The organism is Polyangium jinanense, from assembly GCF_028435265.1.
GTDB classification, from domain to species: domain Bacteria; phylum Myxococcota_A; class Polyangia; order Polyangiales; family Polyangiaceae; genus Polyangium; species Polyangium jinanense.
Map to the genome: position 1 here is coordinate 14,964 of NZ_JAGTJK010000048.1, position 22,849 is coordinate 37,812.

Consider the following 22,849-nt stretch of genomic DNA (forward strand, 5'->3'; position numbering starts at 1 on the left):
CTTTATCTCGGCGTTTCCCAATCATCGTCCGCCGAGATCCCACCTTCATTCCACGTCCAGATGATCTTCTGGTACGTGAACGCGACCTCTTCGCGCTCGGGGAGCTGCGACGTGACCTTGCCGCGCGTGTTCGGCATTCGGAAGATGATCGAGCTGATGTTCGCGTTTTCGAGGCGCACCGTGTAGTGCTGCTTCTCGATGCCGGTTTTGTCCGGCGTGTAGAACTGGAGCTCGAAGCTTTTGATGTTCTCGTTGTGGGCGAGGACGCTGTAGAGCAGCGGCGAGGACCGATCGAGGACCTTGGTCACGACAAACGGCTTGTGCACGCGTTTGCCCGTCGGACGACCGCTCGCGGGGTCGCGTGGGCTCACGATCTCGTGCATGGCCGCGATGACCTGAATCGATCCTTCGCGTCCTTTTTGCGTGACCGAGCCCAGGATAGCGCCCTGTTTTTCCGCGACGATTCTTAAGTGCGCGTTCAGGGCCATGGGGGTTCCATCGAGCCTCGGCACCAATCTTGGAAGAGCTTACTCTGCCCCCGTCCTACGGACAAACGAAAACCGGGCGGCACGTTGGCCGCCCGGCTGATTTCGCTGGGCGTTAGCCCAACATCACATGAGGGGGGTCTCCCAGTCGTCCTCGGCCGTGATGCCGCCCTCGGTCCACGTCCAGATGATCTTCTGGTACGTGAACGAGATCTCCTCGTACTCGGCGTACTTCATGAGATCGGGGTTCCGGTTGTTCGGCATGCGGAAGTTGATCGACGCGATGTTCGCGTTGATCAGGCGCACCGTGTAGTGGTTCACCTCGGTGCCCACGCCCTGCTGCGCCTTCACCTGCGGCGTGTAGTGCTTGAGCTCCCACTCCGAGATGTTCTCGTTGTTCACGAGCGCGCTGTAGAGCAGCGGCGACGCCTTATCGAGCTCCTTCGTCACGATGAAGGGCTTGTGCATGCGCTTGCCGGTCGGCAGGCCGCTCGCCGGATCGCGGGGGCTCACGATCTCGTGCGAGACCGCGATGACCATGATGCTGTTCTCGCGACCCTTCTGGGTCACGGAGCCCTTGATCTCGCCCTGCTTCTGCCCCTTCAGACGGAGATACGCATTGAGAGCCATGTTGACCTGACCTGTTCCTTCGTCGGCAATCTACCTGGACTCAGTCTACGCCCCATTGCGCGCTGGCAGATATCTCACCCCTCGGGAACGATGGTTCACGGATTGAGCCGTTGCCGAATCCGCGACCTCACGGCGCCGAGAAGGTCACCGTGTGGTGGGTCCGTATGTTCGGGTTTTCTACGCGGCCGTCAAGCATTTCTTCCATCGCCCCCTCTCCTCTTTTTGCTCGGCTCTCCCCCCTCCGGCGCGCGTGCACGATAGGCGTAATATTCCCAAGACGACAAAACGAAAGCCGGCCACGTCCCCACGCCGATCTCCCCGGATTCACAAAGGATCCAGGATAAGCGCAGAGTCGGGCCAGCTTTCGTCGCAAAAGAATTGACGAGCCCGGGCCGGTTGTGCATCGAGGCCGATCGCCTCGCCGAACCGCAGGATCTAGAAGCCCGAGGCTTCCCCTTCGGCCCACGTCGCGGCCCACGACATCGACGCCGTCGAGCGCGAAAGGCCGTAGTTGCCACGCGGATCGATCGCGATCGCGCCGCCCGTCGATCCAATCCGCGCCCGCAAATGCTCGATCGAGCGGCGGACCGCCTCCTCCGCAGCGACGCCGCCACGCATGTGCTCGACGGCCGTGCGCGCGATGCAGAGGCGGATCATGCCCTCGCCGTGGCCCGTCGTGGACACCGCACCGGCCTCGTCATCGGCGTACGTGCCCGCGCCGATGATCGGTGAGTCGCCGACGCGCCCCACACGCTTGTTCACCATGCCGCCCGTGCTCGTCGCCGCCGCGAGCAAGCCATGGCCGTCGAGCGCCACCGCGCCGATCGTATTGCCCGCCCAGCCCATCGGCGCCGCCCCCTCTCGCGCCGTCGCGAGCGCCTCGCGCGCCGCCTCCGTGACGAGCGCCTCGTCCCCGACCGGGACGAACCCACGCGCGCGGGCGAACCGCGCGGCGCCCTCGGACGCGTAAAGCACGTGGCGACCATCGTCGAGCGCGGCACGCGCGATCGAGATCGGGTTCGCGAAGCCGCGCAGATCGCACACCGCGCCGGCCGCGAGGCCTCGCCCCTCCATGATCGAAGCGTCGTGCGCGACGCGGCCCTCCTCGTCGAGGCACGCGCCCGTGCCCGCGTTGAAGAGCGTGTCGTCCTCGAGCACGCGCGCTGCGCGCTCCACGGCATCGAGCGCGCAGCCGCCCTGCCGCAGCACCTCGAGGCCCGCGCGCGCGGCACGAAGGCACCCTTCGGCGTGCTTCGCGCGACGCTCGGGTTTGACGTTGCCGGCGCCGCCGTGCACGACGACGCCGAACCGGCCCAAGAATCCGCCCTGCGATACGATCGGTTCGCTCATCGGGGAGGGGCGCCACGGTAGCGCGAGACGAGCGCATGCGCGAGCAGGACGAGCGGCGGGACGCACACGACGAACGCGCTCGCGCGGCCCGCGGCGACGAGCTGAAACGCGGCGATCATGGCGACGACGAGGAGCACGGCGAATGCGACGCGGCCGGACGAACCACCTTCCCGCGTGGCGACGAGCGGCGCGGCAACCGCGAGGATCACGAGCGCAATGCCGACGGCCGCGCGGCGCTCTCCGATCGGCGCCCCCGCGAAGGCCTCCGCAGATCGCAAAGCGACCTCGAGCACGCCGCCCGGACCGAGCCTCGTGCCGCGGATCGTGTCGCGCATGCCTCCGTCCGGCTCGACGATCCATGCGCTCGGCGCCGCGGGCCTCGGGAAGAGCGGTTCGAGATCGGCGACCTCTGCGAGCACGAGCGCGGGCCCGATCGCCGCGACGATCGCCCCGCCGAGGACGGCCCCGCGCATCACGCGAAAAGGATCCGCGCCGAGCGCTTCGAGCGCGCGTGACTCCCCGCGCGCGCGGGCGATCCTCGCCGCCGCGAGCGCGCCGATCCCCCCCGCCGCCGGGGCGAGCGCCGCACAGAGCGCCGCCCGCTTCGCAAAACCGCCGCCCTCGTCCGTCGCCGTGACGACGAGCAGCACGATGCACCCGACGAGCGCGGCGATCCCGAGCGCGCGGCGCGCGAGGCTCCTGTCGTAGGCCGAGAGCATCAGGGCGGCGCTGCGGTTCGCTCGGCCGCGAGCACGTACGTCATCGTGCACGGCAGCGCGGTGAAGGTCGGCGCCGGGCCCACCACGAGATCCCCGCAGTCCGAGCCTTGCGACGGCGTGAACGTATACGCGAGCTCGCCCGAAAAACCGCCCGCGTCCTCGTCGAGCAGCCCTTCGGCGCGATCGCCGCGCACGATCGTGCAGGGTGGCAAGTTGCTCGGCGTCTCGCCCGCGCGCATGTCGACGACGAGGCTCGTATCGAAGGAGAAACGTCGATCGTCGGTACCGAGCGTTCCGGGAGTGACCTCGGCGCCGCTGTCCCAGTAGAGAACGCCGTCGCCGCGCGAGAGGCGCACCTCGAACTCCCACGTCGCAGGCGAGCCGAGCGCGCCTTCGCCGCACGTCGTCGTCTCGCGCGTGGCGGAGACCTCGTACGTGCCGAGCAGCTCGCCGGGGTGATGGGGATCGACCTTGCCGTCGCCGCAGCCGGCAAGAAGCGCCCCCGCGAGGCCGACGAGAAGGGTTTTTCCGATGGGGAGAAACATCGCGGTGAGCGTGGCGCGCCGCGCGCGTGGCGAACAAAAAAAGAGCGGGCCAGAGGACGTATCCTCAGGCCCGCTCAGGCCCCACATCCCTGGCCTGGAAATCCGCGTCGACTCCCGTCGATGTCGAGATCCAGGCGGAGGCCAACTCTGACCCGGCCCGCCGGTGAAGAGGCGCAACCTATGGCGCCTCCATGCCGGAGGACCTGATGCCCCGCGACGCGAACGCCGCTACGAGCACCTCGTGATGGTCAGTAGCCCGAAGCCTCCGGGTTAGAGCCACGGGTATTCTGCATGGTGACCATCCCTCCTCCGGCTTGCCGGCACCCCGTTGCCGAGCCTGCGCTTGCGCGCTCGGCAGGCGTGGGTGTTCGTTCGATGCATCGACGAGCTCGAGGCGCGACGATGTGGTTTCGTACCGACGCCAGGGTGCTCCCCAGCAGGACCAATCCCGGATGTGAATCCCTCCGGTACTGCTTCGACCCTACCATCTCAGCGTCCACGGTGCAAACCGCGAATCGCGAGAAAACCAGGCGATCGAGCGCTGGTTTGATGCTCTGGAGCGCCGAGCACGAGAGACGCGCTGGTTTGATGCTCTACGCGCCGGGCGACGGGTCGGTCGGCTCGAAGCTCGCGACGCCCGCGCTGCCCTGACCTTGCCGCACGCGCGACAGCACCGCGTCGAGGAACGACTTCGGATGCACGCCGCTGCGCACGATGCGACGACGCTGCGGGAGCGTGACCGACTCGACCGCGAGCGACGTCGCCGTGCCACGCCCGTACGAAGCGAGCGTGACGACCGCCGTCACCTTCGTGGCGTCGTGCGTGCGGCAGATCGTCACGGTGCGCCGCACCTGCACGTCGTCCTCGGACCAGCGCGCGAGCCAGTCGTCGGTCATCGCGTCGGGCTCGACGATCACGAGCCGCGCGGGCATCGCCACCGCCGGATCTTCCGCCGCCGAGAGCGCCTCGCGAAAGCCGAGCACGAGCCTGCAGGGCAGCGGCGCCTCGGCGTCGCCCGACAGCAGCACGAAGCCCATCTCCCCTTCCTCGCGCTCGCCGCGCCCCGATCGCTCGACCCGCGACGGCGGGCTCTGCTCACCGCGCGTCGACGGCTTGCCGCTACTCCCAGGCTCTACCGCGAAGAATGGCGAAATCACTTTCGTGACCACGGCCCGACGATACACGAGCCGCAGGCCGGAGCGCGCTTGATTTCGTGCGTGTTCCGCGCCTCTGTCACCTCCGCCCGAGGCGGGAAGATGAGCCCTTCCTGTATCTCCTCGGGAGCCTCTGGCGAGCGCTCCGGTCCTGTCCGCTCCTCCCCTCGGGCGCCTCCCGACGAGGCTGCGAAACGCCGTTTGCGGCGGGCGAACGTGGGGGACTGACGCGCTGCGTGAAGCGACGTGGCTCATCGCACTAGGCAATCGGCCAAGGTCCGCCTAAGGTGTCGCCGAACGTCCGGCCCGCTCTTGTCGTCTGCCGTCCGTGGCAGCGTGCGCGGACCTCCTTTCGCACGAAGCGTCGAATGAAGCAGCTCAGCATCCCGCAGATATTTCTGCTCGTCCTCGTCAGTGCCCTCTACTTCTTCCTTCTGTGGTTCGTGGACCGGTCCATCGACGAGCGTGTGCGCGTCTGGTTCCGGTACCTGGCGGTGATCGGCACGACCGCGCTCGCCGCGTTCGGGATCACGAAGCTCACCGACGACCACGCCCGCACCGTCGACATCATGAAGGCGGCGCTCGCCATCACGGCGGCGGGCTGCGTCTTCTACGAGCAACACCGCGCGGCGATGAAGCGCCCGGTCTCCGAGCGCTGGAAGAAGTACATCGGCGTGACGCTCGCCGTCGCCTCCATCGTGGCTTACTTCAACGGGTTCCGCTTCGGATACCCGCAGTATTACCACCGATGGGACCAATTCCACTATTACATGGGGGCCAAGTACTTCAAGGAAATGGGGTACGACGGCCTTTACAAGTGCTCGCTCATCGCGCAGGACGAGCTCGGGGTCGTCAATTACAAGCACGAGGACGGCCGGGTCGAGCGCATCGACATGACGAAGGAGGTGCGCCACCCGGACAAGAAGATCCGGAACCTCGGCGGCGACAACCTCCTCCTGCCCGCCGCGCAGTTCCTCGAGAACCCCGGCGAGACGTGCAAGAACCACTTCCCCCCGGAGCGCTGGGAGAAGTTCAAGGAAGACGTGAAGTTCTTCCGGGCCGTCTCGGGCAAGGGCTACTGGGAGGACATGCAGAAGGACCACGGGTACAACCCGCCGCCCGTGTGGACCATCATGGGCCGGTTCTTCGCGGAATTGCAGCCGGCCAGCGTGTGGTACTGCCAATTCCTTTCGGCCCTCGACATCGTGTACACGCTGGCCATGTTCGTCGCCCTATGGTGGGCGTTCGGATGGCGCGTCTTCGCGGTCGGGGCGATCTTCTGGGGCTGCCAGTCGTCGGCGCCGTTCTACTGGACCGGCGGCGCGTTCCTGCGGCAGGACTGGCTTTTCTTCCTCGTCCTCTCGGTCTGCCTGCTCCGGAAGAAATACCCGAAGCTCGCGGGCGCCTCGCTCGTGTATGCCGGCCTCTTGCGTATCTTCCCGGGCCTCTGCGTGGTCGGCCTGCTCGTGACGGTCGGCTGGTCTGTCGTGCGCAAGCGCAAGATGACGGGCGAGCAGGTGCAGATGCTCCTCGGCGGCACGGCCGCGGCGGCGGTGCTCATTCCGCTCAGCATCGCGGTCTCGGGCCCGCGCTCGTACCACGATTTCTACAAGCACACGCTCGAGGTCCACGACCAGACCCCGCTCACGAACCACATGGGCCTGCGCGTCCTCGTCGCGCACGACATGAAGGCGCAGGCGATCTCGCAGATCGGCGAAGCGCTCACGCCCATTTCGGAGCGGCTCAAAGCCCGGGGCATCATGAGCCCGGACACGGTCCAGAAGATCAGCGACGTGTTCCATTACAAGGAGGCCGCGAGCAAGGCCTCCGGGCGCATGAAGTTCACGAAGGACGTCAAGCTCATCGACCCCTTCGAGACCTGGAAGAACATGCGCAACGAGCGGTACAAGAAGTACAAGATCGTCGCGTACCTGATCATCGGCCTCACGCTCGCGCTGAGCATTTACGTGCAGCGCCGGCTCAAGAACCTCTGGGTCGCGCAATGCCTGGGGCAGATCTGGATGATCCTCCTGTCCCAGCTCACCTGCTATTACTACTCGTTCATGATCCTCACGGCGCCGCTCACGAAGGTGCGGAGGGATTTCGAGGCCCCGCTCTTCGGCCTCGCGGCGCTGAGCCAGTTCGTGTGGATCAGCTCGTACTGGAACGACGACAAATACACGGCGCTCACCCTGATCTCGCTCGCCTTCTGCCTCGGCCTCTTCCTCGCGCTGATGCCGAAGACGCTGGAGCCGAAGATCGTCCCGCTGAAGGACGCGCCCGACGCGACGCCCCCTGCCAAGGCCTGACGGATTCATCGCCATGAGCACGAACGACACGATCGACACGCCCCCGCCCGCCGAAACCGAGGTCGCTCCGGCGCCGAAGCTCCGCAGCGAGCCCGTCCTGCGGGGGCCGAACGAAGAAAAATCCCTCGGCGCATTCCGCAAGGTGCCGCGCACGGGCGTGATTTACGTCATGGGCGAGGCCACGAAGCACGGCTATCGCCCGGGCGTGGACGCAGGCGAGGACGCCTGGTGCAACCTCGGCCAGGGCCAGCCGGAGACCGGCCCGCTGCCGGGCGCGCCGCCGCGCTGCGACGCCGTGACGATCGCCGGCGACGATCAGGAATACGCGCCCGTCGCCGGCCTGTGGGAGCTGCGGGAGGCGATCGCCGATTTCTACAATCGCGCCTACCGGCGGGGCATGCCTTCGCGCTACAGCGCCGAGAACGTGAGCGTCTCCGGCGGCGGGCGCGCCTCGCTCACGCGCGCGGCCGCGGCCCTCGGGCAGATCAACCTCGGCCATTTCCTCCCCGATTACACGGCGTACGAGGAGCTGCTCGACGTCTTCCGCCTCTTCTCGCCCATTCCGATCCTCCTCGAGAGCGAGCGCGGGTATGCCTTCTCGGTCGGCGATCTCCGGCGGGAGATCCAGGGCCGCGGCCTCGGCGCGATTCTCACGTCGAACCCGTGTAATCCGACGGGCAAACACGTCCGGGGCGAGGAGCTCGCGGCGTGGGTCGGCACCGCGCGCGACCTCGATTGCACGATGCTCTTCGACGAGTTCTACTCGCATTACGTCTACGGCCTCGGGGGGCCGGCGCCGATGGAGAGCGCGGCGCGGTACGTGGAGGACGTCGATCAGGACCCGGTCGTCATCTTCGACGGATTGACCAAGAACTGGCGATACCCGGGCTGGCGCGTGACCTGGACCGTGGGCCCGCGCGAGGTGATCGACGCGGTGGCGAGCGCGGGCAGCTTCCTCGATGGCGGCGGCTCGAAGCCGATGCAGCGCGCGGCCGTGCCCCTGCTCGACATGGAGCACGTGCGGGCCGAAACGGCGGCCATCCAGCGGACGTTCTCGAAGAAACGCGACCTCATGCTGGAGGGCCTGCGGAAGCTCGGAATCCAGGTCGACGTGGCGCCCGAGGGGACGTTTTATTGCTTCGGCTCGGTCGCGGATCTGCCGCCCGGCTTGAGCGACGGGCATTCGTTTTTCCGGGCCGCCCTCGAGCACCGCGTGATCGTGGTGCCGGGCGAGTTCTTCGACGTGAACCCGGGCAAACGACGGGCGCATCGGGCCTCGCGGTTCCGGCACCACGTGCGATTCTCGTTCGGCCCCGGCGAGGAGTCGCTGACGCGCGCGCTCGGCCGGCTCGAAAAGATGATCAAGAGCCACGCGTGACGCGGAGCGCCCGTTCGAGCGTGGCGTCGTCGAGCTCCTCCTCGGCGGCACGCTCGAGCGCGGCGCGGAGCTCGTCGTCGGCGCTCGCCTCGGCGGCGATCCGAATCCGCGGCGCCGCCTCGGGCGCGGCCACACGCAGGAGCATCGCGGCCCCGATCCTGCGGCCCCGATCCTCCGCGGAATCTTGGAGTACGGCGAGCAGCGCCTCCTCCGTGATGGACGCATTCCGATAATCGCCGCCCTGGAGCAGCTCGGTCAGGGCTGTTCGCCATTCGGCGAGGCTCCTGCCTTTGCGATCGAGCAGCTCGCGGACGCGCGCGTGCGCGGCGCTGGCCCCTCCCGCCGCGCGCGCCTCTTCGATCCGGCTTGCCGCCGCGAGGACGAGCTCGGGCTCCCCTTTCACCTGGACCACCGCGTCGTCCGGGTTTTTCGGGAACAACCGCAATCGATCTCCGTCCATCTCCAGGTGATCGACGGACGAATACGGGATATACGTCTTCGAAAACGGACGTCGCACGAGCACGCCGTCCGTGCCCACGACGATCTCGGGGGGCTTCCACGCGCGCACGATGAGCAAGGTCAACGTGGCCGTGCCCATCGCGAGCCCAAAGCCGAGCAAGAGGCCCTTGAGGTTGGCGATCTTGAGCGCGACCATGAACATGGCCACCAACAAAAAGCTAACGGCCAATCCCACGCATCCAGCCGTCACCATTCGTTGAGGCGAGGCCAGCCGGATCGTCACGCGGTGCTCGTCCGCGGCGAACCCGAGCGCATTCACCGCGGCGCGCGCTTGCGCCTCGTCCGGCAGGTGGATCGCGAGGACATTGCCTCCCACGAGGTGCACCTCGATGCCCTCGCTCGGGGCGCATTGGACCATGGCATCCGTGATCTCGCTGCGCTCGATGCGACGCTCGTGTCCCTTTTTGCGGAACGAGATCCCGCTCGCGTCAAGTCGTGCCCAGGTGAGCTCGCGCCAGCCGGACATCGTGGGTCGCGCGAACATGCCGCTGACGAGGGCCAGGACGGGGCAGAGGAGAAGAAAGTAGATCCACGAGAAGGCGAGGACGCGCGCGACCTCCAGGAACCACACAAGGGGAAGGACGTCGAACAACGTCTGGAGCGTCAGGGAGACGATGGGCGGCGCGAACGCCGATACGAAGCCCGTCCAGCCGAGCCACCGCGCGATCCGCAGCCTGCGCTCGTGCACGGTGACGTGCTCGAAGACCACGGGCGGGCGCGGCTCGTTCATCGTCGATCGCCCTTCTACCGCCGCGAAAAGAGCCCCAGACGCCCGAGCATGCGACCCACCGCGCGGAAGGCGTCTGCCCGGCCAAACTGGAGCAAGTGGCCGCCGTGGAACGTCTCGAGCGGTGCGTTGAAATGCGCGGCGAGGCGGCGCGCGTGGTCCACGGGGGTGATCTTGTCCTCGCTCGCCGCGAGGACGAGCACCTGATCCGCAGGGACCCGCGAGGGCCGCGTGAATGGGCTCACGACGCGGTGCACGGCGTCGAGCTCCTCGTACTGGCGACGCTGCTCCTCGGGGCTGCCCACGAACCGGCCTGCGGCGCGCGCGATGTCGGCAATCGAAGCGAGCGGGATGATCGGGACCGCGAAGGCGACGCGATCGTCGACCGTCGAGAGCAAGCTCGTCGAGTATCCGCCGAGGCTCATGCCCATGACGCCGACGGCCTCGGAGCCACGATTGCGCAGGAACGAGACGAGCGCGCGCAGATCGAGCACGGTCTGGCGGAAGCCTTCATTCGTGACGCGCGGATCCCCCCCGGGAAAACGCGGCGACGATTCGTGCGAGCGCACGGCGTGGAAAGGCAATACGAACAGCGCGACGTCGAGGCCGCGCTCGTAGAGCCATTGCACGGGCCAGATCCGCTCTTCCAGGCGATACTGGCCGCAGCGGTATCCGTGAATCAAAATCGCCGCCGGCCGCGCCGGCCCCGCATGCAAGAAGAGCCGCGCTGCCGCCGTTGCATTCGCCTCGTGCGAGAGGTACCGTTCGCGGACGTCCGCGGCGAGCGGCTCGAACCGGCTCGGCCACGTCAGATCCAGCACCGTCCCCGGCTCGGGCCCGCCCATCGGACGCACACGCGTGACGGAAGGCGTGATCGGCGCGGGTGTCGGGAAAAACCCAATCTCGTCATGCTCGGGCCGATCGTAGATGCGCCGGAGCTCAGCGAGCGCTTCCATGCGCGCTGCGTGGCCGAGCGCCTCGGGATCCGCCTGCCCCTTGGGCCGGCTGCGCCGGAGGAGCAAGGCCCCGCCCACGGTGGTATCGAAGCGCGAGGCCGCCGTGCTGAGAAGGCTGCGTATCACGAGCCGTTCTTACCATGGAAAGCGCCCCCGACGGAAGCCTCGGGCCGACGCAGGCCATTGACGCACGACGTCGCATGGCGCAAACAGGCCGCTTCATGCGCGACGAACCCGCCACCGTGACCGTGTCGATGGACCTGCCCTCCTCGCTGATCTTCCAGCGCCTCCGCGCGCTCGGCCGCCTGATCGGGCTGCGCATCACGCTCGGCGGCCGCGCGCTCGGCCTCTCCCTCGAAACCGGGGCTTCCGAGCGCACGCCCTCCTGGTCCGCCGGCGACGTCGAGCGTCCGGAGATGCGGAACTTCCGCACGAAGAAGCTCGAGGTCGGCGGGCTCCTGTGCCCGAAGCTCTTCGGGGATCCGCCCGATCTCCGCCGATACGCGCATGTCGCGATGGTCGATCCCGTGGTCCCCTGGCCCACGCGGCTGCTGCTCGCGCCGCTCCTCGCGATGACCGAGGAGGAGCTTTTCGAGCTTTGCTACAAGGACCCTGCCACGCTGCTCGCGCGTGTCGGCGAGGCCGAGGCCGCGGGGCGGCGGGTGAATGGTTGGTCCCCGAAGGAGCTCGTCTGGTGGTCGGTCCCCGTGATCGCGGCCCCCTTGCGCGCGGCGAGCGTGGAGGAATCAAAGTCCTTCATCGGCGAGGCATGCTTCAGCCGCACGCTACACGACGCATATCGGCGCATCGTGAACCGGAGAAATCGTCTCCGTCGATTGAAGGAGCTCGACGCGCCGGCCGTCATCGTCGAAAACGAGCGCCGGATGGCGATCGAGGCGGTCGACCAGCTCCTCGTAAACCGGGATCTCGAAAACCCCTACGTGTACGAGGACGAGGACGAGGGCACGCGAACGCCGATGATGGACGCGACCACGCTGTTCCTCGCGGCCCTCACGCCGCTCGTGGAGATCGCTCAGACAAACCAGGGCGGCGGCGGATGGATCACGAAGGCAGCGAGCCTCCGCGACGCGCGGAGCGGCACGGGGCCACGCGTCTCCGCATTGTGGAGCCTCGCGGCGGAAGCGGGGTGAGTCGAGCACCATGCCAATGGCACGCACCGAGTAGCAAACGGGCTCGGCCCCACGGCCGATTCTCGCTTCCAGATACAGTCGGCGGAAGACGGAGGACTCGAACCCCACACCCGTAGGTGCCCACTGTTTTCGAAACAGGTCTGATCCCTGATCAGTTCGTCTTCCAGAATGGCAGAGAGCAGAGGAGTCGAACCCCGCAGCGAGGCTGCCCTCCGTGTTCAAAACGGCGCCGGGTCCACACCCGGAATGCTCTCCACGGCGGAAGAAGGAGGACTCGAACCTCACACCCCGGAGGGTGCGCACTGTTTTCCAAACAGGCCTGATCCCTGATCAGATCTTCTTCCAAATCCCCCTCTCGGCGCCGCAGCGCCGCGTGGGGGTGAGGTTAGAGGGTCACGTTGGATGGTCATGCTCAGAACCGGCGCCCAGGGCGTCCTCGATCTGCAAGCAACTGCGCCGAGTCGGGCGCGCTGGAAGGCGACGCCGCGCTCATCGAGCGCGCGCCTGCCCGCGATGAAGCCCCGTTCGCCTCGACGATCCGCGAGGCGATTGCGAGCAACAGGACACCAACGAGCACGATTGCAGCGACGGCTGCAGACTCCATGGGCAAACGAATCCGAACGCCCACGATTTGATTCGTTTCGAGCGTCACAAATGCCTCCTAAGTGAGGGATTGATCAAAAAAGGTCCCGCGGGCGCGCTTCGCCCCGGGGCAGCGCCCCGGGGAAGCGGCTCCAGATGAGACCCATGCTCAGCCGCGAAGCGCGAGGGGAACCTCAGCTCGCGGCGCAGTAATGCACCCAGATGTCGGGAATCCTGCGAGCGCCGAGCCGGATGACGGGGGCCGCAGGCAACCACCGGGGCTTCTCGGGCTTCTTCAAGAGCTTCATGCCCGCCTGCTCCGGAGTGCGACCGCGCTTCTTCGCATTGCAGCTCTGGCAAGACGCGACGATGTTCTCCCAGACCGTCCGGCCACCCTGCACGCGCGGCAGGACGTGGTCGTACGTGAGCTCGCCCGCGTCCTTCTGGACGCCGCAGTACTGGCAGCGAAAGTCGTCACGCACGAACACGTTCGTGCGGGAAAACTTGACGCCGCGCTTGTGCGAATTCCCATGACGCTTGAGCCGGACGACCGCCGGCGCGCGAATGGTCATCGTGGGCGAACGAATTTCGTCGTCGTACGTCTCGAGCACCTCCACCTTACCCAGAAAGCTCAGGGTCACGGCGGTCTGCCAGGAGATGACCTGATGTGGCACCATCCAAGGCGTGAGCAGCAACGTTTGCGCGGTCATGATGCACCTCTCCGTCTACCTCTTCTTCTTCATGGCTTTCTCCAACTGCAGATGTCCGGTGCTCGGAGGGGGATTCGAACCCCCAATCGACCAGGTTTGAGCTGGCCACGTTTGCCATTTCGTCACCCGAGCAGCGGGATGCTGGTGTCGTCGGTGGGACTCGAACCCACATACCCTTTCGGGCACAGGACCTCAGCCTGTCACGTATGCCATTCCGTCACGACGACATGAGTGTCCACGGAGGGAATCGAACCCTCAATGCCTCTCGGCACGGTATCTGAGACCGCTGCGTTTGCCAGTTTCGCCACGTGGACATTGGTCTGGGTGGAGGGATTCGAACCCCCAATCCCCGGCTCCCGACGCCGGTGCTCTAGCCAGATTGAGCCACACCCAGATGATTCGCGCGCCAGTCTGGGTGGAGGGATTCGAACCCCCAATCTCCGGCTCCCAAAGCCGGCGCTCTACCAGATTGAGCCACACCCAGATAAACTGCCAATTCGGTGTCATCGGTGGGAGTCGAACCCACACGCCCTTTCGGGCACAGGATCTCAGCCTGCTACGTATGCCATTCCGCCACGATGACATGTATATCCACGGAGGGATTCGAACCCCCAAGAAACGGTTTCTAAGACCGCCGCGTTTGCCCGTTACGCCACGTGGACATGGTCTGGGTGGGGGGATTCGAACCCCCAGTCTCCGGCACCCCGAGCCGGCGCTCTACCAGGTTGAGCCACACCCAGATGATTCGGACATACCCTCGCCAGGAGTCGAACCTGGAACGTCGAGCTTCGGAGGCTCGCGCCTGCATTGCCGGCAGGACGAGGGCATGGTCTCCCTGCGAGGAGTCGAACCTCGCCAGTCGGCTTCGTAGACCGACGCCTGGCCGCCAGGACAGGGAGAAGAAAGAGGAGGCGAGTCAGCAGCTCACCCCCTCGGCGGATTTGCGCACCCGGCGGGAATCGAACCCGCGTCACCAGATTGAGAATCTGGCTGCCTGACCCACTAGCAATACGGGTGCATGAGCGCGGTGAGGGAGAGTCGAACTCCCATCCCGAGTATGGCACACTCGGATTCTACCGTTGAAGTACCACCGCAATTCGTGGAATGACGGGGATTCGAACCCCGATCTCTGCCGTGCGAGGGCAGTGTTCTACCCAGATTGAACCATCACCCCATTCGAAGGCGCCCCCGAGGAGGATCGAACTCCCCTCGCCCGATCGACAATCGGGCTGCCTCACCAGATGCATACGAGGGCAAAACGAGAGTGGAGAAGGCCGGATTCGAACCGGCGACCCCCTGACTGCCAGCCAGGTGCTCTACCCACTGAGCTACGACCCCAGAGGGGAGCCGCCCAGAAACACCGCCTGGCCTCCCGCTCATGGCCCTGGTGCTTCCGAACGACTCCTGCGAACGAGTGGAATGACGGGGACTCGAACCCCGATCCCTGCCGTGCAAGGGCAGTGTTCTTCCGTTGAACCATCACCCCGAACCACGAAATCTGCGCCGTCGACGGGGCTCGAACCCGTGTCCGCCTCATGACAAATGATAACCTTCCCCTGCCGGCCCGACTCGGACGAGTTGTCGGAAAAGGTATTTTAGGTGCTCTACCCACTGAGCTACGACGGCAAAAACGTGGGACAATTGCGATAACCATCATCGTTCGGCCCGGCCCCCGGGCGAGGGTGTGATGACGGGTGTACACGACGATTGTCCCAGCGCCCCCGGGGGGATTCGAACCCGCCCTCACCTGATCGACAATCAGGCTGCCTCACCAGAATGCATACGGGAGCAAACCGGGCGAGGAGGCGCGTGTGGAGGCACGCGCTCCCTCGTCCTTTCGACTGCAACTTCAGGCCCTCGAGAAATCGGCCATTACCTGCGGTGCGGCCGCGTCGAAGCCCACGACGTCCAGCATGCCAGGGTCCTGCGGATCGGCAATCGTGAAGCCCGTGGAGGTCATGCCAACCACGACGAGCTTTGCGGGACGGCCCATCGCCTGACGGTAATCGCGAAGCGCCTGGAAAGGATGAATCTCACCCGCCCAGGTCTCGCTGTCCGTGTAGACGACGAACGTGTCGACCTCGACCTTGTTCTTCTGAGCCCAAATCATCGGCAGCGCGCAGTCCGTGCCGCCGAAGGGCAAACCGGAGACCATGCCAACCACGTCGTCGAGGCGTTGCTTCGGCGACAGAGGCAAGGACATGACACCCGAGCCGCGAGGGCCAAATGCGCCGCCCGCGGAGGCGAAGGCCAGGGTGCTGAACGACGGCTCGATGCGCGCCGTCGCCATGGCCATGGCCGCGCTCGCGACCCGAGGCGTGAGGCCCGGGATCCCCGCAATCGTGCCCGAATCCATCGAGCCCGATACGTCGAGGGCGAGCAGGTGCTTCTTTCCCGTCGGCTCGATGGACCGGAATGCGAGGTAAAACGCCTCGTCCAAGGCGTCCACGATCTCGCACACCGGCTCCCAGGTGAGCGCGTTTTCGCGCTTCTGGGCACGCTCGCCCCGCCCTTGCGCATACACGCGCAGCGCGGAGAGAACGCTCACCGGGTGAATCCGGGCCCGCCGGAGACGCTCGACGTCCGTGAGACGCTTGGCCACGAGCCTCGCGGCCGCGCTCATGGGCGCGAGGAGTCCGACGGCGGTCATCTTGCCGAGGTTCCGGAGCAGCGCCGTCTGCGGCATGTGGGGGAGCAGCGCTTCCCACACGGCAGGGTCGTTCTTCCACTCCGTGGGCACCATTTCGTGCGTGAGCCGCTGCTCGCGCACGAGCGTGACGAGCCGCTCGCGCGGCGCGTCCTTGGCCTCCTCGAAAGCCCGCACGAGGGCCGGCAGCTTCTCGGGGTCGAGAGCGCCGCCCTTGGCCGCCTCGTTCTTCAGGGCGGCCATACCGCCGACGATCCAGCGGTACATTGCGCCATGCTCGGCCGTGACGGGCGTCGGGTGCGAGAGCCGCAAGAGGTCCTTGTGGCTCCAGCCGTCCCGCTGCCGATATTTCACGGCCTGGTATGCCAATTCATCCGGGCTCTTGCCCTGGTACCACGCGCCGATCGCGCTCCGGAGGCCGCGGCCCCAGCGCCGGAACCCCTCCACCGCTCGCGCGAAGTGGAAGAGATCCGTTCCAGTGCGGCAAACCTCGGGCAAGGCCGCGAGCGCGGACTTGCGGACCTCGGGGCGGGCGTGCCCCGCGGCCATCGCCAGGGCGAAAATCGCGGGCTCGTTCTTGGGCGCGCGGCCCGAGCGGCTGATCTCAACGATCCGCCGCACCGTCCGCTCGCCGTCCGCATCGAGGCAACGGCCAAGGGCGCGCGCGTTGTCTTGCGTCAAGGCGCGCTCGGTCGCGTAGTAGGTGCCGCCCTCGCTGCCGAGAACGAGCCACCGGTCGAGGCGGGCCCAGTCGTCGAGCTCGAAGACGAAGCCGCCTGCGTCGTTTTCGACCTGATCGGGCCGCGCCTTGTCCGTTTGTCGCGTGAACAGCGCGGCGAAATGCTGGATGTAGTTGGCCATGGGAACCTCCGGCCCGCGCTGCGGGCGAGCGAAAGAAAAGGAAAAGCTAGTGATGGAGCGACGGATGAGCGTTTGGATCTCGGTGCTATTGCACCAATTTGCTGTTGGATAACCGAGATCGTCCGACCCGTCCCTCGGTTGGGCGTACGGGAATCGAACCCGCCTACACAGGGTCACAACCTGCCCTCTTCAGCCAGATGAGTAACGCCCACGCAAGGGTGCCCCGTGGGGGAGTCGAACCCACCACCCTCGGATTGAAAGTCCGAGTTCCTGACCGCTAGACGAACGGGGCTTGATGCATATCGGGGGGGTTGGTGGTGGGGTCGCCGGGCCCGTTTCAAGGAGCACGGCGACCCCACCACCGCCAGAAGCGGAGCCCTCGCCCGGAATCGAACCGGGCAGACCCTGGATACGAGGCAGGGCGCTCGACCATCGAGCGACGAGGGCAAAATGCGGCTCCAACGGAGGGCTTCGAACCCCCATCTCCTCGCTTAACAGGCGAGTGCTCTACCGGTTGAGCTACGTTGAAACGCGCAGGGGCGACGTGCCCCTGCGGCATTGCGTTGTGTATCGGAATCGATTGTCATAGAACGAGTCCCGCCTCCGGAGAGGTGGGATGCGTCGTGGATCCGGAGGGGATCGAACCCTCGCCTGCCGCTTAAGAGGCGGCTGCTCTACCCTTGAGCTACGAATCCGAAGCAGACGGCGCTCCTCGGGCGCACGTCTCCTCACGCGCGTGGTTTCACGCGCCGGTGTGGACGGGAGGACTCGAACCTCCAAGCAAACGCGGATGGTTTACAGCCACCTGGGCTCACCCATGCCCAGCGTCCACAAACTTCTCTTTTTCGTTTCCCCGGCGCCCCCCACCGCCGCGCTCGAGGCACGAAAACGAAGAAGGCCGCCAGGGTTTTCCCGGGCGGCCTCCTTGAACACGTCACGTCGTGACGATCCTAGGCTCCACCCGTATCGAGAGGCTTGAGACCACGCACCAAGCTCGATTCCTTGGCCGCATGATACCGCGAAGGGCTTTGCAGGAGGTCGCTCGGGTCCGCGCCCGGCAGCTCGCCGGCGTTCCCCATCGCGTCCTCGTTGTACAGATGCTTGCCCATCGCCATTCCCTCGCCCCGTTTATCTTTACTTCGTTTCGACGTTCGGGTCAACCATTTTATTCGCCGTCCCGTCGATTTTATTTTCATCGTCTGCCGTATTCGCATTCGGCAGATGGAGGATCCGGGAGGCCTCGAACCTCCACGCTTCCGCTTCAGAAGCGGATGCTCTGCCCATTGAGCTACGGATCCAAAACCGCGTCCCCACGCCCCCGTCGCCGCGCTCGAGGCGCAAAAACGACGAAGGCCGCCAGGGTTTTCCCGGGCGGCCTCCTCGGACACGTCACGTCGTGACGATCCTAGGATCCACCCGTATCGAGAGGCTCGAGACCACGATTCGCCGTCGAGCACGATTCGCTCGCCGCCTGATCGCGCGAAGGGCTCTGCCGCCCCGAGATCCCGAAGAAGCCCGCGACCGGCAGCTCGCCGGCGTCGCCCTTCGTGTTCTCGAGATACAGATGCTTGCCCATCGCCATTCCCTCGCCCGTCTCTCTACATTCATTTCGACGTTCGGTCAACCATTTTATTCGTCGACCCGTCGATTTCATTTTCTCCACTTCGTCGACTGCGTTTTCACGCAGCCGCAGAGGATCCGGGAGGCCTCGAACCTCCACGCTTCCGCTTCAAGGGCGGACGCTCTGCCGATTGAGCTACGGATCCGCAGCAGGCTGTCGATCAACTTGCTGCGCGCCCCGGATCGTCGGTCGTCGTCCGCGGAATACGGAAGTATTCCTGCGTCCTCCTCCCTAGCTCCGGGGCTCTCGCGGCGTTTCTCGACAGCCTGCGAGAGAGCCCATCCCGCGCGCTCACGCGCAGGCGCTCTCCCCTGCCCCTTCCCCGTCCCCTCGCGTTTGTTGTACATCCATTTCGACGTTCGAGGCAAGGAAATGTTTTGATGGCTCGTCGATTTTATTTTCGTATCTTTCCAACCCCGTTCGCTTCGAAATGGAGCCCCAAGCTTTCTCTCTATATAAGGAGGTGGATCCGGGAGGGCTCGAACCTCCACACTTCCGCTTAAAAGGCGGCTGCTCTACCCATTGAGACTACGGATCCGCGTGCTGCGAATACACCTCGGGCTTCATCGCATCCACGTCGATGCAATCCCTCACCGAGGACACACCACGACCCCGACACGCGCGCGCAATCGACGCTAATGCAATCGATACACGCCTGCCCCGAGCGCGTCACGCGCCCTCACGATCGGTCTTCAACACGAAGCCCAAGAAGGCCCCCGCGCCCCGCTACGCAAGGCGCACAGGACCAAGAAAGCCCCGCTCGATACACGTCTCCCCGCCAAGGATCTCAATACGAGACCCTCATTCGAGGACGAAACACTCCCCTTCCACCACCCCCACGACGCCCCAAAGAGGAAAACGCCGTGGAAGAGGCCTAAAACGCCGAAGGCCGCCTGGGATCTCCCGAGGCGGCCTTCGCAGTCGTCAGAATGACGCTTGCTCTACCGCCTACGTGCCCTCCGCCGGGTTGCCGAGCTGCCGCGAATCACCAAGGGTATACCCGCGAAACGACTCGGTTTTGCCGGACTTGGGCGCAAGTTGTCCCGCACGCTGCAGCCGATCGATGCCCACGCACACGACGCCCGCTGCCGTCAGCTTGGCTCGTTCGTGGTTTCGGTCGGTCGCAGGGCGGATCAACATGTGGAAAGTCTCGGGCGAGGAATACTCGTTTGGGATCGACTTTGCAACAAAAAAGTTCCTGCTTATCTCATTTTCTTTCGGCCCCCGCCCCGGACACGCACCGAGCACGAGATGCGCACCAAGCCGAGGCCCCATGACGCTCTGCATCGCGGATGCCATGGGCGGAGACCGCCCCGGGCGGCGCAGCAAAGTGCCGTCACCAGGAGGCTATGGATCGACGGCCCTCGCTGGTAGAGTCGCCGCCCTTCCCAGCCCCGAAGGCCCACGAAGCCCCGCGAGGCGCGAGATCGGCCCCGGGCAGACACCAGGAGACGTCATGGGCAAGTTCACCATCACGAACGAGATCAACTGCAACGAGGAAACGTTCTGGAAGATCTTCTTCGACAAGGAATTCAACGAGAAGCTCTACCGGGGCCACCTGGGCTTCCCCGACTTCCGCATCCTCGAGCAGCGCGACAGCGACACCGAAACCATCCGTAAGGTCGCCGGTACGCCCAAGATGAGCGTGCCCGGCCCGGTGGCCAAGGTGCTCGGCTCGAACTTCAGCTACACGGAAGAAGGCCGGTTCGACAAGAAGAGCAAGGTCTGGTCGTGGAAGATGACCCCCGGCACCATGGCCGACAAGCTGCGTAACGAAGGCGTGATGCGTATCGAGCGCATCGGCGACAGCAAGGTCCGCCGCATCGCCGAGATCGTCATCGAGGCGAAGGTCTTCGGCATCGGGGGTCTCATCGAGAGCTCGGCCGAAAAGCAGCTCCGCGAAGGCTGGGACGGAAGCGCCGTCTACATGAACGACTGGGTCAAGACGCATTCCTGAGGCCTGCCCCGGCCCCGGACGCCCGTCCGCGCCGCCCGACCACCTCGCCTGGACCAACGATTGCATCGCCCCGGGCATGAAAGGTCCGACAGGGCGAGCGAAGGGGCCGAAGCAGACGCCGCGCAGCGCGCGAATCGCACAGCGCCGCTCGGACGAACGCGGGAGCCCCATCACGTTCGGAGAGCCGGGCCGTACCCCGAAATCACGCAAGGAGCCGCTGCACCTGCCCCATGTGGTCATCGTGGGCGGCGGCTTCGGCGGGCTCTATGCCGCCAAAGCGCTGCGCCACGCGCCCGTGCGCATCACCCTGCTCGACCGCAAGAACCACCACCTCTTCCAGCCGCTTCTTTATCAGGTCGCGACCGCAGGGCTGAACCCGGCCGAGATCGCCGCGCCGATCCGACGCGTCCTGCGCGATCAACGAAACGTGCGGGTGCTCCTCGGCGAGGTCACGGGCATCGATCCGAAAGAACGAACGGTGACCTCGTCGGCCGGGACGTTCGTATACGATTACCTGATCCTCGCGACGGGCGCGAGTCACTCGTATTTCGGGCACGAGGAATGGGCACCCCTCGCCCCGGGACTGAAGAGCCTCGAGGACGCGCTGGAGATCCGGCGCCGCGTGCTCCTCGCATTCGAGAAGGCCGAGTGCTGCGCGCCTTCCCAGGAAGATCGCTCCGCGTGGCTGACGTTCGTGATCGTGGGCGGAGGGCCGACGGGCGTGGAGCTCGCCGGGACGCTGGCCGAGGTCGCTCACCATACCGTGGCAAACGACTTCCGGGTGATCGATCCGACGGCCGCGCGAATCGTGCTGGTCGAGGGGATCGATCGCGTGCTGCCCACGTATTCGGCACTGCTGTCGGCGCGCGCGGAGCGGCAGCTCCAGCGGCTCGGGGTGGAGGTACGCACGAACGCGAGGGTGACGGGAATCGACGCGGAAGGGGTGCAGATCGGCGAGGAGCGTATCGCCGCGAAGACCGTGCTCTGGGCCGCAGGCGTGAAAGCCTCGCCGCTCGGCGAGGCCGTCGGCGCGCCGCTCGATCGCGCGGGGCGGGTGAAGGTCGCGCCGGATCTGTCGGTGCCCGGACACCCGGAGATCTTCGTGATCGGCGATCTCGCCGCGCTGGAGCAGGACGGATCCCCCGTACCGGGCCTCGCGCCCGCGGCGATCCAGGAGGCGCGCCATACCGCGAGGAACATCGTGCGGTCGATCCAAGGCGAGCCGCGGCAGCCGTTTCGGTACCTCGACAAGGGCACGCTGGCCACGATCGGACGGAACGCGGCGGTGGCGAACTTCGGGCGCCTGGAGCTCTCGGGCTTCGTCGCGTGGCTCGCGTGGCTCCTGATTCACGTATTTTTCCTGATCGGGTTCCGGAATCGGTTCCTCGTGCTCTTCGATTGGGCATTTTCCTACCTGACGTACGAGCGCGGCGCGCGGCTCATCACGGAATCCAGCCCGAAGGCGGCCCTGACCGAACCGGCGTCGAGGCGCTGAAGGGCGCCCAATTCTCCGAGCGAACGCGGAGGGCCCCTGCCGCCCTGGACGCGCGGCGAGGGCCGTGATAACCTTCACAAAGGTACGCGAAGGCCGCACCTTTCTTTCGTGGCGCCGGCGCGCGGCGCCCTCAACCCATTCGCCGGAGCACCAATGACCCACGAGCGCATGGCCAAAGGCTTGATCCTGCTTTTTTTCGCGGCGGCGACGCTGTTCGCCGCCTGCGGCGGGGAAGACCCCGAGACAGCCGAGGACAAATACTGCAATCAGCGCTGCGATTGCAACAAGTGCACGGAAGACGAGCTGGCGTCGTGCCGCGACGACAAGATCAACCAGAAGGACGAGGCCGGGGACGCCGATTGCAAGGATGAATACTCGACCTACCTCACCTGCCTGACGAACGACGCCGCCTGCTCCGACGGCGATTACGATGAGTCGGTGTGTTTCGCCGAGGAGAGCGATCTCGATTCGTGCCTGAACCCGGCGCCGACCTGCAACCTCGCGAACAACGGCGTCTGCAATGAGCCCGCGCCGAAGGGCGACGGCCTCTGCGCGGCGGGATCGGACACGAAGGATTGCGCGATCCCGACGTGTCCCTCGGCCGGCGACGGGTACTGCGACGAACCCGAAGGCTCCGGCCTCTGCGCGGAGGGATCCGATCCGATCGATTGCGGGGTCCCGACGTGTCCCTCGGCCGGCGACGGGTACTGCGACGAACCCGAGGGCACCGGGCTCTGCGCGGAGGGCTCCGACCCGATCGATTGCTCCGCCCAGACCTGCCAGGCTTGCTACAATTACGTGCTCGATCCGTCCGCGGGCTCGCTCTGCGAGACGTCGACCTCGACGTACATCACCTTCCTCGACTGCGCGTGCGTGTCGTGCGCGGACGCTTGCGCCACGGGCGTGGACGTCTGCGATGCGTACCCCATCAGCTCGACGTGCCTGAGCTGCGCGCAGGAGCTGTGCTCCTCCACATTGAACACCTGCATCTCCGATTGAGCGAGGCGCGCCCGTTCTGCTCACGTGCGTTCCCCACGCACGGACAATCCTCGT

General features: G+C 66.2%; 19 protein-coding genes and 28 tRNA genes. 6 read left to right on the forward strand and 41 right to left on the reverse strand.

The window, feature by feature from the left end; translation table 11 throughout:
- Positions 1-2: 2 nt before the first annotated feature.
- The 6 genes from tssD to KEG38_RS43780 all read right to left on the reverse strand — a co-directional run bounded on the left by tssD (position 3) and on the right by KEG38_RS43780 (position 4,898).
- Complete coding sequence (gene tssD / locus KEG38_RS43755; protein ID WP_272426716.1) at positions 3-488, reverse strand: type VI secretion system tube protein TssD; 486 nt, start codon at positions 486-488, stop codon at positions 3-5.
- 123 nt (positions 489-611) lie between these two features.
- Positions 612-1,115: an Hcp family type VI secretion system effector gene (locus KEG38_RS43760; protein WP_272426717.1), complete on the reverse strand. Its 504-nt coding sequence runs from the start codon at positions 1,113-1,115 to the stop codon at positions 612-614.
- A gap of 435 nt (positions 1,116-1,550) precedes the next feature.
- The gene (locus KEG38_RS43765) at positions 1,551-2,465 is read right to left on the reverse strand and encodes an isoaspartyl peptidase/L-asparaginase family protein (RefSeq protein WP_272426718.1); all 915 of its coding nucleotides are present in this window, start codon (positions 2,463-2,465) and stop codon (positions 1,551-1,553) included.
- A complete protein-coding gene (locus KEG38_RS43770) occupies positions 2,462-3,184 on the reverse strand; it encodes a hypothetical protein (RefSeq protein WP_272426719.1) in 723 nt (240 codons plus the stop codon). Before KEG38_RS43770 ends, KEG38_RS43765 begins: the two co-directional genes overlap by 4 nt.
- Positions 3,184-3,729: a hypothetical protein gene (locus tag KEG38_RS43775; RefSeq protein ID WP_272426720.1), complete on the reverse strand. Its 546-nt coding sequence runs from the start codon at positions 3,727-3,729 to the stop codon at positions 3,184-3,186. The genes KEG38_RS43770 and KEG38_RS43775 overlap by 1 nt, the downstream gene beginning before the upstream one ends.
- Before the next feature lie 593 nt (positions 3,730-4,322).
- Positions 4,323-4,898 carry a hypothetical protein gene (locus tag KEG38_RS43780; RefSeq protein WP_272426721.1) on the reverse strand — a complete coding sequence of 192 codons (576 nt, stop codon included), beginning with the start codon at positions 4,896-4,898 and terminating at the stop codon, positions 4,323-4,325.
- Between the two features lie 353 nt (positions 4,899-5,251).
- On the opposite strand from KEG38_RS43780, the gene KEG38_RS43785 reads away from it, so the two are divergent.
- On the forward strand, positions 5,252-7,192 hold the full coding sequence (locus KEG38_RS43785; RefSeq protein WP_272426722.1) for a hypothetical protein: 1,941 nt from the start codon (positions 5,252-5,254) through the stop codon (positions 7,190-7,192).
- A gap of 13 nt (positions 7,193-7,205) precedes the next feature.
- Positions 7,206-8,570, forward strand: a complete 1,365-nt coding sequence (locus tag KEG38_RS43790; protein ID WP_276074466.1) for a pyridoxal phosphate-dependent aminotransferase — start codon at positions 7,206-7,208, stop codon at positions 8,568-8,570.
- Here the strand turns inward: KEG38_RS43790 and KEG38_RS43795 are convergent.
- A complete protein-coding gene (locus tag KEG38_RS43795) occupies positions 8,554-9,819 on the reverse strand; it encodes a hypothetical protein (RefSeq protein WP_272426723.1) in 1,266 nt (421 codons plus the stop codon). The genes KEG38_RS43790 and KEG38_RS43795 overlap by 17 nt on opposite strands.
- Before the next feature lie 14 nt (positions 9,820-9,833).
- On the reverse strand, positions 9,834-10,898 hold the full coding sequence (locus KEG38_RS43800; RefSeq protein WP_272426724.1) for an alpha/beta hydrolase family protein: 1,065 nt from the start codon (positions 10,896-10,898) through the stop codon (positions 9,834-9,836).
- Between the two features lie 95 nt (positions 10,899-10,993).
- On the opposite strand from KEG38_RS43800, the gene KEG38_RS43805 reads away from it, so the two are divergent.
- A complete protein-coding gene (locus tag KEG38_RS43805; RefSeq protein ID WP_272426725.1) occupies positions 10,994-11,923 on the forward strand; it encodes a hypothetical protein in 930 nt (309 codons plus the stop codon).
- An 82-nt stretch (positions 11,924-12,005) separates the two neighbouring features.
- Here the strand turns inward: KEG38_RS43805 and KEG38_RS43810 are convergent.
- The 33 genes from KEG38_RS43810 to KEG38_RS43970 all read right to left on the reverse strand — a co-directional run bounded on the left by KEG38_RS43810 (position 12,006) and on the right by KEG38_RS43970 (position 19,484).
- Positions 12,006-12,088: transfer RNA gene (locus tag KEG38_RS43810), tRNA-Ser, on the reverse strand.
- Between the two features lie 94 nt (positions 12,089-12,182).
- Positions 12,183-12,267 (reverse strand) — tRNA-Ser (locus KEG38_RS43815).
- A gap of 432 nt (positions 12,268-12,699) precedes the next feature.
- The gene (locus KEG38_RS43820; RefSeq protein WP_272426726.1) at positions 12,700-13,215 is read right to left on the reverse strand and encodes an HNH endonuclease; all 516 of its coding nucleotides are present in this window, start codon (positions 13,213-13,215) and stop codon (positions 12,700-12,702) included.
- A gap of 59 nt (positions 13,216-13,274) precedes the next feature.
- Positions 13,275-13,347: transfer RNA gene (locus tag KEG38_RS43825), tRNA-Leu, on the reverse strand.
- 10 nt (positions 13,348-13,357) lie between these two features.
- Positions 13,358-13,442, reverse strand: a tRNA-Leu gene (locus KEG38_RS43830).
- A 5-nt stretch (positions 13,443-13,447) separates the two neighbouring features.
- Positions 13,448-13,529 (reverse strand) — tRNA-Leu (locus tag KEG38_RS43835).
- A gap of 2 nt (positions 13,530-13,531) precedes the next feature.
- A tRNA-Pro gene (locus KEG38_RS43840) sits at positions 13,532-13,609 on the reverse strand.
- Positions 13,610-13,625: 16 nt separating this feature from the next.
- Positions 13,626-13,699 (reverse strand) — tRNA-Pro (locus KEG38_RS43845).
- Between the two features lie 17 nt (positions 13,700-13,716).
- Positions 13,717-13,798 (reverse strand) — tRNA-Leu (locus tag KEG38_RS43850).
- Between the two features lie 5 nt (positions 13,799-13,803).
- Positions 13,804-13,877: transfer RNA gene (locus KEG38_RS43855), tRNA-Leu, on the reverse strand.
- A 1-nt stretch (position 13,878) separates the two neighbouring features.
- Positions 13,879-13,955 (reverse strand) — tRNA-Pro (locus KEG38_RS43860).
- A gap of 87 nt (positions 13,956-14,042) precedes the next feature.
- A tRNA-Arg gene (locus tag KEG38_RS43865) sits at positions 14,043-14,114 on the reverse strand.
- Between the two features lie 45 nt (positions 14,115-14,159).
- Positions 14,160-14,233, reverse strand: a tRNA-Glu gene (locus KEG38_RS43870).
- 5 nt (positions 14,234-14,238) lie between these two features.
- Positions 14,239-14,309, reverse strand: a tRNA-Gly gene (locus KEG38_RS43875).
- A gap of 6 nt (positions 14,310-14,315) precedes the next feature.
- Positions 14,316-14,389 (reverse strand) — tRNA-Ala (locus KEG38_RS43880).
- Positions 14,390-14,398: 9 nt separating this feature from the next.
- Positions 14,399-14,470 (reverse strand) — tRNA-Asp (locus KEG38_RS43885).
- 10 nt (positions 14,471-14,480) lie between these two features.
- Positions 14,481-14,553: transfer RNA gene (locus tag KEG38_RS43890), tRNA-Ala, on the reverse strand.
- Positions 14,554-14,630: 77 nt separating this feature from the next.
- Positions 14,631-14,701: transfer RNA gene (locus KEG38_RS43895), tRNA-Ala, on the reverse strand.
- 15 nt (positions 14,702-14,716) lie between these two features.
- A tRNA-OTHER gene (locus tag KEG38_RS43900) sits at positions 14,717-14,841 on the reverse strand.
- Positions 14,842-14,931: 90 nt separating this feature from the next.
- Positions 14,932-15,005 (reverse strand) — tRNA-Asp (locus KEG38_RS43905).
- 59 nt (positions 15,006-15,064) lie between these two features.
- Entirely contained in the window at positions 15,065-16,723 is a 1,659-nt protein-coding gene (locus tag KEG38_RS43910; protein ID WP_272426727.1) for a TROVE domain-containing protein, read from the reverse strand.
- 138 nt (positions 16,724-16,861) lie between these two features.
- Positions 16,862-16,934, reverse strand: a tRNA-His gene (locus KEG38_RS43915).
- 8 nt (positions 16,935-16,942) lie between these two features.
- Positions 16,943-17,015, reverse strand: a tRNA-Glu gene (locus tag KEG38_RS43920).
- An 82-nt stretch (positions 17,016-17,097) separates the two neighbouring features.
- Positions 17,098-17,170, reverse strand: a tRNA-Thr gene (locus KEG38_RS43925).
- Between the two features lie 9 nt (positions 17,171-17,179).
- Positions 17,180-17,252: transfer RNA gene (locus tag KEG38_RS43930), tRNA-Asn, on the reverse strand.
- Between the two features lie 95 nt (positions 17,253-17,347).
- Positions 17,348-17,418: transfer RNA gene (locus KEG38_RS43935), tRNA-Lys, on the reverse strand.
- 58 nt (positions 17,419-17,476) lie between these two features.
- A tRNA-Tyr gene (locus tag KEG38_RS43940) sits at positions 17,477-17,555 on the reverse strand.
- Positions 17,556-17,673: 118 nt separating this feature from the next.
- Positions 17,674-17,832, reverse strand: a complete 159-nt coding sequence (locus KEG38_RS43945; RefSeq protein WP_272426728.1) for a hypothetical protein — start codon at positions 17,830-17,832, stop codon at positions 17,674-17,676.
- 113 nt (positions 17,833-17,945) lie between these two features.
- Positions 17,946-18,021, reverse strand: a tRNA-Gln gene (locus KEG38_RS43950).
- Between the two features lie 107 nt (positions 18,022-18,128).
- On the reverse strand, positions 18,129-18,299 hold the full coding sequence (locus KEG38_RS43955) for a hypothetical protein (protein ID WP_272426729.1): 171 nt from the start codon (positions 18,297-18,299) through the stop codon (positions 18,129-18,131).
- 117 nt (positions 18,300-18,416) lie between these two features.
- A tRNA-Gln gene (locus KEG38_RS43960) sits at positions 18,417-18,489 on the reverse strand.
- 319 nt (positions 18,490-18,808) lie between these two features.
- A tRNA-Lys gene (locus KEG38_RS43965) sits at positions 18,809-18,882 on the reverse strand.
- Between the two features lie 410 nt (positions 18,883-19,292).
- Positions 19,293-19,484 carry a hypothetical protein gene (locus KEG38_RS43970; protein ID WP_272426730.1) on the reverse strand — a complete coding sequence of 64 codons (192 nt, stop codon included), beginning with the start codon at positions 19,482-19,484 and terminating at the stop codon, positions 19,293-19,295.
- A 316-nt stretch (positions 19,485-19,800) separates the two neighbouring features.
- On the opposite strand from KEG38_RS43970, the gene KEG38_RS43975 reads away from it, so the two are divergent.
- The 3 genes from KEG38_RS43975 to KEG38_RS43985 all read left to right on the forward strand — a co-directional run bounded on the left by KEG38_RS43975 (position 19,801) and on the right by KEG38_RS43985 (position 22,795).
- On the forward strand, positions 19,801-20,301 hold the full coding sequence (locus tag KEG38_RS43975) for a DUF2505 domain-containing protein (RefSeq protein WP_272426731.1): 501 nt from the start codon (positions 19,801-19,803) through the stop codon (positions 20,299-20,301).
- 76 nt (positions 20,302-20,377) lie between these two features.
- Complete coding sequence (locus KEG38_RS43980) at positions 20,378-21,796, forward strand: NAD(P)/FAD-dependent oxidoreductase (RefSeq protein WP_272426732.1); 1,419 nt, start codon at positions 20,378-20,380, stop codon at positions 21,794-21,796.
- A gap of 168 nt (positions 21,797-21,964) precedes the next feature.
- The gene (locus KEG38_RS43985) at positions 21,965-22,795 is read left to right on the forward strand and encodes a hypothetical protein (RefSeq protein ID WP_272426733.1); all 831 of its coding nucleotides are present in this window, start codon (positions 21,965-21,967) and stop codon (positions 22,793-22,795) included.
- The last annotated feature ends 54 nt before the right edge of the window (positions 22,796-22,849 follow it).

Excerpts from the sequence above, each read along its gene's own strand:
- KEG38_RS43980 (WP_272426732.1), top strand. The coding sequence starts at position 20,378 with ATGAAAGGTCCGACAGGGCGAGCGAAGGGGCCGAAGCAGACGCCGCGC.
- KEG38_RS43790 (WP_276074466.1), top strand. The coding sequence starts at position 7,206 with ATGAGCACGAACGACACGATCGACACGCCCCCGCCCGCCGAAACCGAG.
- KEG38_RS43805 (WP_272426725.1), top strand. The coding sequence starts at position 10,994 with ATGCGCGACGAACCCGCCACCGTGACCGTGTCGATGGACCTGCCCTCC.
- KEG38_RS43795 (WP_272426723.1), bottom strand. The coding sequence starts at position 9,819 with ATGAACGAGCCGCGCCCGCCCGTGGTCTTCGAGCACGTCACCGTGCAC.
- tssD (WP_272426716.1), bottom strand. The coding sequence starts at position 488 with ATGGCCCTGAACGCGCACTTAAGAATCGTCGCGGAAAAACAGGGCGCT.
- KEG38_RS43775 (WP_272426720.1), bottom strand. The coding sequence starts at position 3,729 with ATGTTTCTCCCCATCGGAAAAACCCTTCTCGTCGGCCTCGCGGGGGCG.
- KEG38_RS43770 (WP_272426719.1), bottom strand. The coding sequence starts at position 3,184 with ATGCTCTCGGCCTACGACAGGAGCCTCGCGCGCCGCGCGCTCGGGATC.
- KEG38_RS43765 (WP_272426718.1), bottom strand. The coding sequence starts at position 2,465 with ATGAGCGAACCGATCGTATCGCAGGGCGGATTCTTGGGCCGGTTCGGC.
- KEG38_RS43970 (WP_272426730.1), bottom strand. The coding sequence starts at position 19,484 with ATGTTGATCCGCCCTGCGACCGACCGAAACCACGAACGAGCCAAGCTG.
- KEG38_RS43945 (WP_272426728.1), bottom strand. The coding sequence starts at position 17,832 with ATGGGCAAGCATCTGTACAACGAGGACGCGATGGGGAACGCCGGCGAG.
- KEG38_RS43975 (WP_272426731.1), top strand. The coding sequence starts at position 19,801 with ATGGGCAAGTTCACCATCACGAACGAGATCAACTGCAACGAGGAAACG.
- KEG38_RS43820 (WP_272426726.1), bottom strand. The coding sequence starts at position 13,215 with ATGACCGCGCAAACGTTGCTGCTCACGCCTTGGATGGTGCCACATCAG.
- KEG38_RS43910 (WP_272426727.1), bottom strand. The coding sequence starts at position 16,723 with ATGGCCAACTACATCCAGCATTTCGCCGCGCTGTTCACGCGACAAACG.
- KEG38_RS43785 (WP_272426722.1), top strand. The coding sequence starts at position 5,252 with ATGAAGCAGCTCAGCATCCCGCAGATATTTCTGCTCGTCCTCGTCAGT.
- KEG38_RS43760 (WP_272426717.1), bottom strand. The coding sequence starts at position 1,115 with ATGGCTCTCAATGCGTATCTCCGTCTGAAGGGGCAGAAGCAGGGCGAG.
- KEG38_RS43985 (WP_272426733.1), top strand. The coding sequence starts at position 21,965 with ATGGCCAAAGGCTTGATCCTGCTTTTTTTCGCGGCGGCGACGCTGTTC.
- KEG38_RS43955 (WP_272426729.1), bottom strand. The coding sequence starts at position 18,299 with ATGGGCAAGCATCTGTATCTCGAGAACACGAAGGGCGACGCCGGCGAG.